11 protein-coding genes are annotated in these 14,092 nt (G+C 71.6%); 4 read left to right on the top strand and 7 right to left on the bottom strand.

Going from position 1 to position 14,092, the window contains the following annotated elements; genetic code table 11:
- Positions 1–43: 43 nt before the first annotated feature.
- Entirely contained in the window at positions 44–787 is a 744-nt protein-coding gene (locus ACZ592_RS33795; protein ID WP_471585506.1) for a response regulator transcription factor, read from the top strand.
- Positions 784–2,181 carry a sensor histidine kinase gene (locus ACZ592_RS33790; protein WP_471585505.1) on the top strand — a complete coding sequence of 466 codons (1,398 nt, stop codon included), beginning with the start codon at positions 784–786 and terminating at the stop codon, positions 2,179–2,181. Before ACZ592_RS33795 ends, ACZ592_RS33790 begins: the two co-directional genes overlap by 4 nt.
- A gap of 27 nt (positions 2,182–2,208) precedes the next feature.
- On the opposite strand, the gene ACZ592_RS33785 is transcribed toward ACZ592_RS33790, so the two are convergent.
- The 5 genes from ACZ592_RS33785 to ACZ592_RS33765 all read right to left on the bottom strand — a co-directional run bounded on the left by ACZ592_RS33785 (position 2,209) and on the right by ACZ592_RS33765 (position 7,508).
- Positions 2,209–3,300 (bottom strand): alpha/beta fold hydrolase, encoded by a 1,092-nt coding sequence (locus ACZ592_RS33785; protein ID WP_471585504.1) that lies wholly within the window; start codon positions 3,298–3,300, stop codon positions 2,209–2,211.
- A gap of 83 nt (positions 3,301–3,383) precedes the next feature.
- Positions 3,384–5,084 carry an acyl-CoA mutase large subunit family protein gene (locus ACZ592_RS33780; protein ID WP_471585503.1) on the bottom strand — a complete coding sequence of 567 codons (1,701 nt, stop codon included), beginning with the start codon at positions 5,082–5,084 and terminating at the stop codon, positions 3,384–3,386.
- A gap of 74 nt (positions 5,085–5,158) precedes the next feature.
- Positions 5,159–5,491 carry a DUF3817 domain-containing protein gene (locus ACZ592_RS33775; protein ID WP_471585502.1) on the bottom strand — a complete coding sequence of 111 codons (333 nt, stop codon included), beginning with the start codon at positions 5,489–5,491 and terminating at the stop codon, positions 5,159–5,161.
- A 141-nt stretch (positions 5,492–5,632) separates the two neighbouring features.
- Entirely contained in the window at positions 5,633–6,145 is a 513-nt protein-coding gene (locus ACZ592_RS33770; protein ID WP_471585501.1) for a MarR family winged helix-turn-helix transcriptional regulator, read from the bottom strand.
- Between the two features lie 10 nt (positions 6,146–6,155).
- A complete protein-coding gene (locus ACZ592_RS33765; protein WP_471585500.1) occupies positions 6,156–7,508 on the bottom strand; it encodes an MFS transporter in 1,353 nt (450 codons plus the stop codon).
- 94 nt (positions 7,509–7,602) lie between these two features.
- Here ACZ592_RS33765 and ACZ592_RS33760 point away from each other — a divergent pair, with 94 nt between their 5' ends.
- Both ACZ592_RS33760 and ACZ592_RS33755 read left to right on the top strand, forming a co-directional pair.
- The gene (locus ACZ592_RS33760; RefSeq protein WP_471585532.1) at positions 7,603–8,616 is read left to right on the top strand and encodes an ArsR/SmtB family transcription factor; all 1,014 of its coding nucleotides are present in this window, start codon (positions 7,603–7,605) and stop codon (positions 8,614–8,616) included.
- A gap of 61 nt (positions 8,617–8,677) precedes the next feature.
- The gene (locus tag ACZ592_RS33755; RefSeq protein ID WP_471585499.1) at positions 8,678–9,700 is read left to right on the top strand and encodes a glycoside hydrolase family 6 protein; all 1,023 of its coding nucleotides are present in this window, start codon (positions 8,678–8,680) and stop codon (positions 9,698–9,700) included.
- Between the two features lie 43 nt (positions 9,701–9,743).
- On the opposite strand, the gene glxA is transcribed toward ACZ592_RS33755, so the two are convergent.
- Positions 9,744–11,711, bottom strand: coding sequence for a radical copper oxidase GlxA (gene glxA, locus ACZ592_RS33750; RefSeq protein ID WP_471585498.1), 1,968 nt, complete (start codon positions 11,709–11,711; stop codon positions 9,744–9,746).
- A 3-nt stretch (positions 11,712–11,714) separates the two neighbouring features.
- Positions 11,715–13,568: a glycosyltransferase family 2 protein gene (locus tag ACZ592_RS33745; RefSeq protein WP_471585497.1), complete on the bottom strand. Its 1,854-nt coding sequence runs from the start codon at positions 13,566–13,568 to the stop codon at positions 11,715–11,717.
- Positions 13,569–14,092: the final 524 nt, after the last annotated feature.

Raw genomic sequence — 14,092 nt, 5'->3', positions numbered from 1 at the left:
GGTCTAAGAGGGTTTTAAGAGCCGCGTTTGGCACCTTTGGTGCATGAGCTTCACGAGCTTGACCAGCAGGGGCGGTCCGCCGGGTGCGGGTGAGCCGGCCGCGCACAAGATCCTCGTCGTGGACGACGACCCCGAGGTGCGGGCCGCCGTCGAGGACGCCCTGACGGTCGAGGGGCACCATGTGCGGGGCGCGGCCGACGGCCACCGCGCGCTGACGGCGGTGGCCCGCTGGGAGCCGGACCTGGTGGTCCTGGACGTCCTGATGCCGGTGATGGACGGCCTCGCGGTCTGCCGTCAGCTGCGCGCGGCGGGCGACCGCACCCCGGTCCTGGTGCTGACCGCCCTGGGCTCGGTGAGCGAGCGCGTGGACGGCCTGGACGCGGGCGCCGACGACTATCTGGTCAAGCCGTTCGCCCTGGACGAGCTGGTGGCCCGGGTGCGGGCGCTGCTGCGGCGGGCGACGCCGGAGCGGGCCGCGGACGACGGCGACGACCTGGCGTACGGCGATCTCGTCCTGGATCCGGCCACCCGCACCGGCCGCCGGGGCGGGCGCAGGGTGGAGTTCAGCCGCACGGAGGCCGTCCTGTTGGAGCTGCTCCTGCGCAACGCGGGGCAGGTCCTGCCGCGCGAGCTGATCCAGCAGACGGTGTGGGGCCGCGACTTCGGCCCCGACTCCAACTCCCTCGCCGTGTACGTCGGTTACCTGCGCCGCAAGCTGGAGTCGGGCGGCGAGCCCCGGCTCGTGCACACCGTGCACGGCGTCGGCTACCGGCTGGGCTCCCCGTGAGCGCCCGGCGCAGGCTCGGCGCGCGCTGGCGGCGGCGCAGGCCGCTGCGCACCCGCCTCGCGGTGGCCGCGGCGGCCGCCGTGGCGCTGGTGGCGGTCGGGGTGTGCGCCGCCGCGTTCTTCGTGATCCGCTACAAGCTCTACCAGCAGCTCGACCAGAACCTCGCGCAGTCGGCGACGCTCATCGCGCAGCAGCGGCACTACGACACGGAGCCCGGCGTCGTCACGGGCGAGTGCCGCTTCCTGGGCGCCCCCGCCTGCTCCCAGATCGTCCCCGCCACTGCCGAGGACGACCCGGCCAAGCCGTATCTGCTGCCGGTGACCGCGCAGACCCGCGCGGTCGCGGCCGGGCAGGCGAGGCCGTACTACACGAGCCTGACGCTGCACGGGAAGCCGACGCGGATGTACACGACGCACTACGGCGAGGGCGACGCCGTCCAGGTCGCCCTGCGCGCCGACATCGCCGAGCGCGGTGTCAGCCAGGCCGCGTCGCTGCTCTCGGCGGTGGGCGGCGCCGGCGTGCTGCTCTCCGGGGTCGGCGGCTACTGGGTCTCGCGCACCGGTCTCGCGCCGATCACCCGTCTCACCGCGACGGCCGAGCGCATCGCGGCCACCCGGGACGCCCGCCACCGCATCGAGCTGCCGCCGGGCCCGCCGGGGAGAGAGGGGCATCAGGACGAGGTCACGCGCCTGGCCACCACGTTCAACACGATGCTCGCCGAGCTGGAGGAATCCGTCGCGGCCCGCCGCCGCCTGGTCGCCGACGCCTCGCACGAGCTGCGCACCCCGCTCACCGCGCTGCGCACCAACGCCGAACTCCTCGCCAAGGCAGACCGGTTGACGGACGCACAGCGCGAGCGCGCGTCCGCGGCGCTCGGGCGGCAGCTGCGCGAAGTCACCGGTCTGGTCAACGACTTGATCGAGCTGGCGAGGGACGAGGAGCCGCAACCGCTGCTCGAAGAGGTGCGGCTCGCGCCGCTGACCGGGCACGCGGTGGACGCGGCGCGCGGCCACTGGCCCGCCGTCCCCTTCACGCTCCACGTGGCGCCGGAGGCGGTGGACCTCAGCGTCCCCGGCGTACCGGCGCGGCTCTCCCGGCTGCTCACCAACCTCCTGGACAACGCGGCCAAGTTCAGCCCGGCGGGCGCGCCCGTCGAGGTCTCGCTGACCGCTACCGCGCTGACCGTGCGTGACCATGGTCCCGGTATCGCCGAGGAGGATCTGCCGTACGTCTTCGACCGGTTCTACCGTGCCGAGAAGGCCCGCGCGCTGCCGGGCTCGGGCCTGGGCCTTGCGATGGCCCGGCAGATCGCGCACGCGCACGGGGCGGAGCTGACGGCGGAACGGGCGCCGGGAGGCGGCGCGCAGTTCCGCCTCACCCTGCCCGAGCCCTGAGGCCCGTCTTCCGGACGCGCGTGCGGTCTACTTCTTCTTCCAGGCGCAACTGCCCAGCGTGGCCTTGCCCTTGGCGACGAACCGCTCGGCCTCGCTGGCGACCAGGACGCGGGTCTTGCCGCCCTTGCACACGACCGTGCGGTCCCCGTGCCCGGCGAGGTCGACCAGGATCTGGTCCCAGTGGCGGTACTGCACGTCGTGCCCGGAGTCCGCGTACGTCCGCACCTTCTCCTCGCCGGGCAGCGCCTGCTGCCACGTCTTCAGCGTGGCCGGCGGCACGGTGGTGTCCTTCTTGCCGCCGTAGAGGTAGACCGGGGCGTCGAGCCTGGACAGGTCGGGGGCGGGGCGCTGGCAGTACAGCTTCTGCTCGTGCACCTGCGGCGCCGGGTCCGCCTGCTGGCCGCGCTGGTTGTAGGTGCGCGCGCCCTCTTCGTACGCCGTGTCGACGAAGCCCGGGATCGACTTCACGGGGCTGTCGTCGGGGAAGGCCCACCACTTGCGCGGGTCCTTGATCTGGTCCTTCACGGCCGCGGCGAGCGCGTCGTCGGACAGGTCGCAGTAGGCGGGCTTCTCGCCGGCCGGCGGCAGGGCGGCGGCGAGGTGGAGCTGCGAGATCCGCTCGGGGGCCCGGGCGGCGAGCTCGGCCGCGTACGGGCCGCCGCCGGAGATCGCGATGACGGACACGTCGTCCACGTCGAGCCGGTCGAGGACTTCGAGGGCGTCCTTCGCGAAGTCGGCCTTGCCGAGGTTCTTGTCGTACGCGGTGTCGCCGAAGCCGTTGCGCTCGACGGAGATGAGACGCAGGCCCAGGTCCTCGCGCGTCGTGCGGAAGAAGTCCGTCATGTGCGAGGCGCGGGCGCTGGTGCCGGTGCCGCCGATGAACAGGACCGGCTTGCCGTCCTTGTTGCCGGTGTCCGAATAGTGCGCCGTCCGCCCGTCGGAGAGCTTCGCCGCACGGACCTCGGGGCCCAGCGAGTCGAAGTCGTCCTGGACCTTGGGCTCCGGCGGCGGGCTCGCACTGACCTCACCGGAGCCGGTCGCGAACAGCGCACCGAGGACGGTGACGGTGGCGGCGCCTATGGCGAATGCGGCAGTGCGGGCGTGGCCGGTCGAGCTCAACGGTGACTCCAAGGGCTGGGACGGCTGACGCGGCCGCACCTACCCCGGCCCCCGGAAATCACACCTGTCTTTTTCGGACGGCCTCAGAAGCCGGGCGGTTCGGTGTAAACGCCCCATTCGTCCCGGAGGACACCGCAGATCTCGCCGAGTGTCGCCTCGGCGCGCACGGCCTCCAGCATCGGCCCGATCATGTTCGAGCCGTCCCGCGCGGCGGCCAGCATCGCGTCGAGGGAACTCCGTACGCGCGCGTCGTCCCGCCCGTCCTTGCGCCCGGTGAGCTCCTGCACCTGGTCGCGCTCGACCTCGTGGCTGACGCGGAGGATCTCCAGGTCGCCGGTGACGGAGCCGTGGTGCACGTTGACGCCGACGACCCGCTTGTCGCCCTTCTCCAGGGACTGCTGGTACTGGAAGGCCGACTCGGCGATCTCGCCGGTGAACCAGCCGTCCTCGATGCCCCGCAGGATGCCCGAGGTGATCGGACCGATCGGGTGCTGCCCGTCCGGGTGGGCGCGACGGCCGCGCTCCTTGATCTGCTCGAAGATCTTCTCGGCGTCGGCCTCGATGCGGTCGGTGAGCTGCTCGATGTACCAGGAGCCGCCCAGCGGGTCCGCCACGTTGGCGACGCCGGTCTCCTCCATCAGCACCTGCTGGGTGCGCAGCGCGATCTCGGCGGCCTGCTCGCTGGGCAGGGCGAGCGTCTCGTCGAGGGCGTTGGTGTGCAGGGAGTTGGTGCCGCCGAGGATCGCGGAGAGCGCCTCGACCGCGGTGCGCACGACGTTGTTGTACGGCTGCTGCGCGGTGAGCGAGACGCCGGCGGTCTGCGTGTGGAACCGCAGCCACTGCGCCTTGTCCGTGCGCGCCCCGTAGACGTCCCGCAGCCACCGCGCCCAGATGCGGCGGGCGGCGCGGAACTTGGCGATCTCCTCGAAGAAGTCGAGGTGCGCGTCGAAGAAGAAGGAGAGCCCCGGCGCGAACACGTCCACGTCGAGCCCGCGCGAAAGGCCGAGTTCCACGTACCCGAACCCGTCCGCGAGGGTGTACGCGAGCTCCTGCGCGGCCGTCGCCCCGGCCTCGCGGATGTGGTAACCGGAGACCGAGAGCGGCTTGTACGCGGGGATGTCGCGCGCGCAGTGCTCCATCAGGTCGCCGATCAGGCGCAGGTGCGGCTCGGGCTGGAAGAGCCACTCCTTCTGCGCGATGTACTCCTTGAAGATGTCGGTCTGGAGCGTGCCGTTGAGGACGGCGGGGTCGACGCCCTGGCGCTCGGCGGCCACGAGGTACATGCAGAAGACGGGCACGGCGGGCCCGCTGATCGTCATGGAGGTCGTCACGTCGCCGAGCGGGATGTCCTTGAAGAGGACCTCCATGTCGGCGGCGGAGTCGATGGCCACGCCGCAGTGCCCGACCTCGCCGAGCGAGCGCGGGTCGTCGGAGTCGCGGCCCATGAGGGTCGGCATGTCGAAGGCGACGGAGAGGCCGCCGCCGCCGTTGGCCAGGATCATCTTGTAGCGCTCGTTCGTCTGCTCGGCGTTGCCGAAGCCCGCGAACTGGCGGATGGTCCAGGTCCGGCCGCGGTAGCCGGTCGGGTAGAGGCCGCGGGTGAAGGGGTACTCGCCCGGCCAGCCGATCCGCTCGAACCCGTCGTACGTGTCGCCGCTCCGGGGCCCGTAGACGGGCTCGACCGGGTCGCCGGAGAGCGTGGTGAAGTCCGCGTCGCGCTTGCGGGCCTTGTCGTAACGGGCCTGCCAGCGTCGGCGGCCTTCCTCAATCGCGTCAGCGTCCATGCCGTCAAATTTACTAGGACGTCCTAGTAAATGTCGATGGGGAACCGCCACGGGCTTGCCCGTGGCGGTCGGCGTTACGCCTTGGCCGTGGCCGGCGTGCCGTCGGCGATCAGCGGCTCGACCTCACGGACGACCTTGCGCTCCACGAAGAACGCGGCCGTCGGGATCGTGCCGGAGACCAGCACCCACAGGAGCTTGCCGAAGGGCCACTTCGCCTTGGACCCCAGGTCGAAGGCGAAGATCAGGTAGATGATGTAGAGCACGCCGTGGATCTGCGACACGACGAGCGTCAGACCCTCGCCCTTTTCGAAGCCGTACTTGGCCACCATGCACGCGCACAGGATGAGAAGCATGACGGCGGTGACGTAAGCCATCACCCGGTAGCGGGTCAGCACGCTGGATTTCATGACTACGAGCGTAACCGCCCGGAAAACCCCCGCGTCGGCGGGGAGCACGCCATCACCCGGCAGTGGGTGAGCGCTCTTCGCGGACCACCCCCACCGGCGTGGGGACACCGCGCCGACCTGCGGGAACCGTGGCCCCGGCCGTCAGCCCCTGTCCTCGAAGTCCTCCGCCGCCACCCGCAAGGGCCGCAGCATCGCGAAGATCTCCGCGCACTCCTCCGCGTCGTACACCCCGAGCCCGAAGTCCATCGCCATCAGCTCGCGGGTGGCCGCCTCGACGACCTCGCGGCCCTTCTCCGTGATGGAGGCGAGCGTGCCTCGGCCGTCGTTGGGGTTGGGGCGCTTGGCGACCAGGCCGGACTTCACCAGGCGGTCCACCGTGTTGGTGACCGACGTCGGGTGCACCATGAGCCGCTCGCCGATCTTCGACATCGGCAACTCGCCGGCCTGCGAGAACGTGAGCAGGACCAGCGCCTCGTAGCGCGCGAAGGTCAGTCCGTACGGCTTGACGACCGCGTCCACCTCGGCGAGCAGGATCTGGTGCGCACGCATGATCGAGGTGATCGCGCCCATGGCCGGGACCGATCCCCAGCGCTGCTTCCAGAGCTCGTCGGCGCGGGCGATGGGATCGAAGGGGAGGCTGAGCGGCTTCGGCACGGCATCGACCTTACCCGCCGGTCACATGCTGGTCAGCCCCGTCTCGCAATTCGGGCGTACGTTCCCCGCCGGCCGCCGCCGTACGCTCCGGGGCCCCCGCTCCCGGGCCCCGCGTGCGCCGCACCTCCCGCGCGAGGAGCAGACAGCACACCGTACCGAGGACGCTCGCGCCCGCGACGACCGTGCTCACCGCCCAGAACTCCGCGGCCAGACCCGCCAGCGCCATGCCGACGCCCTGGATCGTCATCAGCCCCGCCGTGTGCACCGTCATCGCGCGGCCCCGCAGCCCGTCGGGGACGGCGTCGACGAACCAGCGGTCAAGCCCCAGGGTGTACGCCGATCCCGCGCCGGCGAGCGCGAGGGCGGCCAGCGAGGGAACGAGGCCGGGGGTGAGGGCGTACACGGCGAGCGGGAGCAGCGTGAGCGAGGCGAGGGGGAGCACGACGCGGGCGCGGGCGGACGCGGACAGCGCGGAACCGGCGTACAGCTCGCCCGCGATGGTGCCCACCGGCAGCGCGCACATGAGCAGCCCCACACCCGCGACGCCGACGCCGATCTCGTCCGCGTAGGGCGCGGCGAGCACCTCGGGGACGACCATGAACATGGGCGGCACCCAGAAGAGCAGCAGCAGGGCCCGGACCCGCCGGTCGCCGAGCACCTGCCGGGCGCCGCCCAGCGAGTACCGCACGAGGGTGCCGCCACCGCCGCCCCCGGCGCGTGCGGGGCGCCGACGGGTCCCGCAGCGCAGCAACAGCGCCGAGGCCACGAACGTGCAGAGGGTGATCACGAGCGCCCCGCGCGGCGTCACGAACGTGAGCAGGACGCCGCCGAGCCCGAACCCGGCCAGGACGGAGCTCTGCGAGACGATGCGCAGCACGGAGCGGCCGAGCACGAACACGTCGCCGTCGCCGAGGATGTCGGTGAGGGTCGCCATCCGGGTGCCGTTGAAGACGGGCGAGACGAGGGCGATGGCGCAGCGCAGCGCCAGCAGCCCGGCCACGGGGGTGGCGGGCAGCGCCATCAGTCCGGCGCACCCGGCGCAGATCAGGTCGCACACGACGAGCACCCGCCGGGGCGGGTACCGGTCGGCGATCCCGGCGAGCAGGGTCCCGCCGACCAGGTACGGGAGCATGCCGAGCGCGAAGGTGAGCGCGCTGAGCAGCGGCGATCCGGTGAGCCCGTAGACCAGGACGGTCAGCGCGATCTCGCTGACGACGACGCCGAGCAGCGAGAGCGCGTGCGCGACGAAGACCGCGCGGAACTCGCGCACGGCGAAGACGCGGGCGTACCCGGCGGACGCGTCGGCGGGGAGGGACCCGGTGGCGGCAGGGGTGGGTTCGGGTGGGGGTGCGGTGTCGGGCATGGGCGCAGCCTCACGCGGGCGGACGCCCTGCCCTAAAGTTTCGGTCTCCGGCGAATCTCCGTCCGGAGCAAGCAGCCGGAGCATGGGGGATTCCGTGCCGTTCCACTTCCACTTCGGGCAGGACGACCTGCTGCGCTGCCGGTTCGCGGTGTCGCCGCTGTGGGAGACGCAGGAGGCCGTACGGACCCTCAAGCGCCCGGAGCGGCACGGCTACCACCCGCAGTGGCTGCGCCGGATCCGTGCGGCGAGCCACGGGCTCGACCTCTCCGGCCTGTGGCTCCTGATGCCCCGGCGCGGGCACTCCCCCGACTTCCTGGGGCCGCCGCCGATCGGTCCCGCGGCCCGCTTCGACGAGGAGATCGCGGGGGTCCGCGCGGCCGATCCGGCGGCCGCGGCGGACGACATGGCACGCGCGCTCGCCTGCACCCCGGGCGCCGCGGATTCACCGAAGGGCCGGGCCCTGCTCGCCGATCCCGCGCGCGCGGTCCAGGAGCTGGCGGACGCCATGGAGGCCGCCTGGCACGCGCTGATCGAGCCGGACTGGCCGCGGCTGCGGGCACTCCTGGAGGCCGATGTCGCCTTCCACTCGCGCAGGCTCGCGGAGGTCGGCCTCGGCGCGCTGCTCCCCGAGCTCGACCGGCGGCTGACGTGGGACGAGGGGACGCTGACCGTCGAGTGGCGGGACGACCACGTGCGGCACCTGTCGGGGCAGGGGCTGATCCTCATCCCGAGCGTGTTCTCGTGGCCGGACGTGGTCAGCGGCTTCGACTGGCCGTGGCAGCCGACGGTCGCCTATCCGGTACGGGGCATCGCGGGGCTGTGGGCCGAGCCGGCCGACCGTACTCCCGAGGCGCTCGTACGCCTCCTCGGCCGCGGGCGGGCCACCGTCCTGACCGCGCTGGACGCGCCGGCCACCACGTCGGCGCTCGCGCACCGGCTCGGGCTCGCGCCGTCGACGGTCTCGGCGCACCTGGGCGCACTGCGGGACGCCGGGCTTCTCGTGGCCCGGCGGTACGGGCACCAGGTGTTCTACGAGTGCACGCCGCTCGGCATCGCGCTCGGTGCCGGGGGCGGTGTGGCACAAGGGCTTGACCAGTCCCTTATGTAACGATTGCCGGGCTGACTGACCGTCACCGAAAGACACCGTCACCGTCGCCCAAGGGGGCTGGATGCACCGGCTGCTCCGCACGTTCACGGCACTCGCGGCCCTCGCCGCCCTCGGGCTCTCGGCGGGCTGCTCATCGGACTCCGGGGACGGCGGGGAGTCGTCCGCCGTGCGCGGGCCCTCCACCGAAGCGTCCAAGGCGCCCGAGGGCGCCTTCTGGGTCGACCCCGACAGCGCCGCCGCACGCCAGGTCAAGCAGTGGGAGGAGCAGGGCAGGGCGCAGGACGCGCAGGCCCTCAAGCGCATCTCCGAGCAGCCCGTCGCCGTGTGGCCGGCCGGGGACGACCCGGCGCCCGACATCCAGGAGGCGACGCGGGGCGCGGCGAAGGAGGGGCGCACCGCCGTCCTCGTCGCCTACAACATCCCGCACCGCGACTGCGGCCAGCACTCGGCGGGCGGCGCGGGCAGCGCCGACTACTACCGGAACTGGGTGGACGGCTTCGCCAGGGCGATCAGCGACGCGCCCGCCCTGGTCGTCCTGGAGCCCGACGCGATCCCGCACATCGTGGACGGCTGCACCCCGGCCGAGTACCACGCGGACCGCTACCGGTTGCTCTCCGAGGCGATCCAGCGGCTGAAGCGGCAGCCGAGGGCGAAGGTCTACCTCGACGCGGGCAACCCGGGCTGGATCTCGGACGCGGGCAAGCTCGGCGAGCCGCTGCGGAAGGCGGGCGTCACGCGGGCCGACGGCTTCTCGCTGAACGTCTCCAACTTCCAGAGCGACGCGACGACCACGGCGTACGGGCGCACGCTGTCGGCCACCGTCGGCGGCAAGCACTTCGTCATGGACACCAGCCGCAACGGCAGGGGCCCGCTGGCGGGCGACCGTGCGGACGCCTGGTGCAACCCGCCGGGCCGCGGCCTCGGCACCCCGCCGACCGACCGCACGGGCGACCCGCTGCTCGACGCCGTCCTGTGGATCAAGCGTCCCGGCGACTCGGACGGCCCGTGCCGGGGCGGCCCGGCGGCCGGGCAGTGGTGGCCGGACTACGCGCTGGGCCTCGCGCGCAACGCCAAAGCGGCCTGACGGCCCGGACGCCCGGCCGTCCTCACCGACATGGATCCACCGCTCAGCCCTTCTCGCCGACGTGGATCCACTTCGCCTCCGACGACGTGCCGTCCTTGTCGGTCACGAACAGCATGTACCAGCCCGGCGGCACCAGGGCCGCGTCGTCCCTCGGCACGTCCACGGTCACCGACCCCTTGCCCTTGCTGAGCTTCAGGGCGATGGACCGCTGTTCGACGTCGGTCGTGTGCGTCACCGCGCTCGGGCGCATCAGACGGGCGGACGCGAGGTTCTCGGGGTGGTCGGTGCGGAACGTCGCGCGGCCGTCCGCCGCGAGCCGCTCCGGGCCCTCGCCGAGGACCGGGCGGTTCGCGCCGCCCTTGTGCAGCGCGGGCGGCGTGAAGATCTCCATGCGCTGCTCGAAGTGGCCGAGCTTGGTGTTCTGCTCGTTGTCGTAGAGCGGGTCGGAGCCGAACGTGGCGACGCGTCCGTCGGGCAGCAGCAGCGCCTCGGAGTGGTAGTTGCGGCCTACCTTGGGCGAGGCCGCGTCGCGGAAGGCGTTGGCCTTCGGGTCGTAGAACTGCGCCTTGAGGATGTTGCTCGCGCTGCGGCCCCGGTAGTTTCCCGAGCCGTTGGACGTGAACACCGAGTCGTCCGGCATGAGGACGCTGTTCAAGTAGCGCGTGCCCTGCGGGAGCTGAGGTCCCGTCTTGAAGGACGGGCTGTCCTCCTTGAGGTCGATCACGGCCGTGCGGGGCGTCGACTTCTCCGACTCCCCCACGCCCCCGCCACCCATGATCATCACCTTCTGGTCCTGCGCGGGCGGCAGCAGCACGGACGCGGACGTCTCGGTCTGGTCGAGGTCCTCCAGGCCCGGGACCTTCTCGAACTTGTTCGTCTCCAGGTCCCACAGGCCCGGCTCGCGGCCCTTCTCGGCAGGTCCGTAGCCCGCGTTCGACGCCGGGTAGAAGAGCTTGCCGCCCTTGGTCAGGAAGAGCGCGGGGTAGGTCGGGAAGTACCGCTTGGGCCCGTCCGTCCACTTCTTCGTCTTCGGGTCGTAGATCTCGTTGTCGCCCGGGTCGATCACGCCCACGTCGTCGAGGCCGGAGACCGCGAGCACCTTGCCGTCCTCGAGGCCGACGAGCGTCGGGTACCAGCGGGCCTTGTCCATCGGCTCGACCGGCACGTACTTCTCGGCCTTCGGGTCGAACTCGTACGCCGCCTTGATCCCCTGGAAGTCCTGCTTCTCCATGTCGATCTTCTCGGCGATGCCGTACGTGTTGTCGGCCTCCTCGCCGGTCAGTCCCTCGATCTCGTACTGCGCCGACTTCTCGGTGACCGACTGCTGGCCCTGCTGGGCCGCCTCCACGAAGACGCGCGCCTCGCTCGCCTTGACCTTCGTCTTCCAGGGCTGCATCACACCGGACTTGGAGTACGTGATCTCGAAATCCCGCTTGGCCTTCGGGACCTCGACGTCGAACTTGCTGACGTACTCGATCCCGGACGGCGAGCGGAACGTGGTGCCCTTCTTGAGGACCACCGGCTTGTCCGGGTTCTCGTTCTTCACCCGCATGCCGCCGCCGGCCCGCTCCACCTCCCCGTCCAGCAGCTCGTAGCGCGCGGTGCCGCCCGCCACCAGGAGCCGCCCGTCGGGGAGTTGGGCGTGCCCGGAGCAGAAGAAGTCCTCGGGTGTGTCGATCTTCTTGAAGGTGTCGTTCTTCGGGTCCCAGAGGACCGTGTCGAACGACCCGGCGTCGAACTTCTTCTGCTCGTTGCCCGAGCCGGCGACGATCAGCACCTTGCCGGTGTGCAGCAGCGCGGCGTGGATGGCGTTGGTACGGAACTCGTCGGGGATGTCGAGCTGCTTCCAGGAGCCGTACTTGGCCTTGTAGCCGGGCCGGGAGATCTTGTACGCGTAGTACTGGTCCTCGGCGAAGGAGAGCGCGGCGGGGGCGTTCAGGCCCACGAGCAGGACGCCCGCTCCGACTCCGATGAGCGTCTTCCTGGTGCGCTTCGAGGGGCGGTAGGCCATGGGTCAGTTCCCTCCTGTCGTCGTGCCGGTGGCGAAGGCCGGCTCCGGCTCACCCTCCGCCGCCTCGTCCCGCAGCCCCGCGGGCCGCTCCTGACGGGCCTCCTTGCGCGCGCCGCGCGCCTTGCGCTCCCTCACGAGCGTCCAGCCCCAGATCGTGACCGGCGCCAGCGAGATGACCATCGCGAGGACCGCCCAGGTGCGCATCGCCACGTGCGTGTGGTCCAGGACGAAGGAGGCGGCCAGCGAACCGGCGAGCACCACCGCCCAGAAGAGATGGATGCGGAAGGTCATGAGCCGGTCCGGGCTCGCGTCACCGCCCTTGGGCGTGACCACGAAGCGGCTGGGGCGGCGCAGGAGCGCCGAGCCGAGCGACTTGGCGTAGATCGGTGCGGACAGCGCCGACATCGCCATGCCCGCGAGGCCGCCGGAGCCCTCCGGCTCGTGCGGGGACACGTTGTGCCTGCGGTTCCAGAGGTAGAGGCCGACCTGGAGGGCCGCCGCATCGCTGTAGAGCATCAGCCACACGGACGCGGCGACCTGCGTGCCGCTCGCCCCGAACCAGAGGAACAGCACGCAACTCAGGATGCCGAGCAGCCAGTTGACCGCCGTCATGGGGTAGTACACGAGCATCAGCGAGTACGAGAAGAGACGCCCGGGCGGCATCGTGAACGGCGCCTTCCAGTACTGCTTGAACAGCGTCTCGTACGTGCCGCGCGACCAGCGCATCTGCTGCGTGAAGAAGTCCGTCCAGGAGGCCGGGCCCTCGCCGACGGCCAGCACGTCCGGGGTGTAGACCGAGCGCCAGTGCCGCCTGGTGTCGGGGTTGCGGTGCCGGTGCAGCTCGAAGCCCGTCGCCATGTCCTCGGTGATCGAGTCGTACAGGCCGCCGACCTGGGTCAGCGCGCTGATCCGCACGACGTTGTTCGTGCCGACGAACATGGGGGCGCGGTAGCGGTTGCCCGCGCGCTGGATCAGCGCGTGGAAGAGGAACTGCTGCGACTCGGCGGCCTTGGTCACCGGCGTCGTGTAGTTGCCGTAGACCTGCGGGCCCACGACGAAGGCGACGTCCGGGTCGCGGAAGTACCCCATCATCCGCTCAAGGAAGTTGGGCAGCGGGACGTGGTCGGTGTCGACGGACGCGAAGAATTCGTAGTCGGCGTGGTGCATCGCCAGCCAGGCGTTGTAGTTGCCGTGCTTGGTGCGGGTCTTGTGCGGGCCCTTCTTGCGGTTCCACTCCGGCACGCCGTTGCGCGTGAAGTGCCGTACGCCGAGCTCTTCGCACAGGGCCTTGGCCTCGGGACTGTTTCCTTCGTCCAGGAGCCAGACGTCCAGGGGGCCCGGGTGGTGTACCCGGACGGCGCCTTCGAGGGTCGCCCGGACCATGGCCAGGGGCTCCTTGCCGGGCACGTACGTGGTGAGGAACGCGACGCGGGTGCCGGGCTCGGGGACGACGGGGATCGGGTCCCTCGCCACCATCGTGGCGTGCGCGATCGAGATGACGTTGACGAGCATGAAGAGCTCGATCAGCCCGATCGCGACGAGCATCGTGACGTCCAGGCCGATCAGCCAGCGGTCGGCGCCCTCGCGCTCGGTCCAGTGGGTGGGCCAGACGAGGTAGACGAGGAGGAGGCCCGTGAGGAGGGGGGCCAGCGTCATGAGGAGTACGGCGCGTATTCGGTGGGGCTCGCCGGCCAGGAGCTTGCGGTACTGGACCCGGTACCTTCCGGCGTCACTGCCGCCTTCGCCGGCCGGCTCTGTGAGCGGACCGGCGAGCGTGCTGTGGGTCTCGTAGTCGTAGCCCTCCGGCTGCCGCACAGCGCCCTCCAGGTTCTGGTGATCGAACGAGCCGATACCCATACAAAAGTGGAGATACGTCGGCGTGTCGAACCGGGTACGCCCGTGCGAGCGGTTTTATGGTGGGCGGTTTGAGCGGGTTTGCGGTGGGGGCACCTTGGGCTGGTGTCGCCTCGGGTTCGTCTGTGGGGCGGGGTCGCGGGGGTATGTACGTACTCACTATCCCTGCGCCACGCTGCACGAACAAAGACGCCATTGTTTCCTCGGTGCTCCGTGCGCACATACCCCCGCGCCCCCTCGGGCCGGTTGGGTGGCTGCGGCCCGGTGGGGCGTTTACCCGCGGCCCCTCGGGCGCGTACGCGGGTGCGGCCCGGTGGGGCTTTTCAGCGCGAGCGCTTCAGGCGTACGAGGGCGGCGCGCTGTCGCTTTCAGGGGCGTGGGGGCGGGGACTGTCGCTTTCAGGGGTACGAGGGCAGCGGACTGTCGCTTTCAGGAGCGCGGGAGCGGCGCGCTGTCGCTTTCAGGGGCGCGGGGAACTGCGCGAGCGGCCACAACGCACCCGCAGCCACACACGCAGCGCGGCCCGC

Source organism: Streptomyces sp. NPDC040622, assembly GCF_055593965.1.
The sequence above is the reverse complement of the archived record's forward strand: the minus strand, read 5'-3'. Positions and strand labels throughout refer to the sequence as shown.

What these genes read in the sequence shown, in the direction of transcription:
- ACZ592_RS33795 (WP_471585506.1), top strand. Translation starts at nt 44, where the DNA reads ATGAGCTTCACGAGCTTGACCAGCAGGGGCGGTCCGCCGGGTGCGGGT.
- ACZ592_RS33780 (WP_471585503.1), bottom strand. Translation starts at nt 5,084, where the DNA reads ATGGACGCTGACGCGATTGAGGAAGGCCGCCGACGCTGGCAGGCCCGT.
- ACZ592_RS33775 (WP_471585502.1), bottom strand. Translation starts at nt 5,491, where the DNA reads ATGAAATCCAGCGTGCTGACCCGCTACCGGGTGATGGCTTACGTCACC.
- ACZ592_RS33765 (WP_471585500.1), bottom strand. Translation starts at nt 7,508, where the DNA reads ATGCCCGACACCGCACCCCCACCCGAACCCACCCCTGCCGCCACCGGG.
- ACZ592_RS33755 (WP_471585499.1), top strand. Translation starts at nt 8,678, where the DNA reads ATGCACCGGCTGCTCCGCACGTTCACGGCACTCGCGGCCCTCGCCGCC.
- glxA (WP_471585498.1), bottom strand. Translation starts at nt 11,711, where the DNA reads ATGGCCTACCGCCCCTCGAAGCGCACCAGGAAGACGCTCATCGGAGTC.
- ACZ592_RS33745 (WP_471585497.1), bottom strand. Translation starts at nt 13,568, where the DNA reads ATGGGTATCGGCTCGTTCGATCACCAGAACCTGGAGGGCGCTGTGCGG.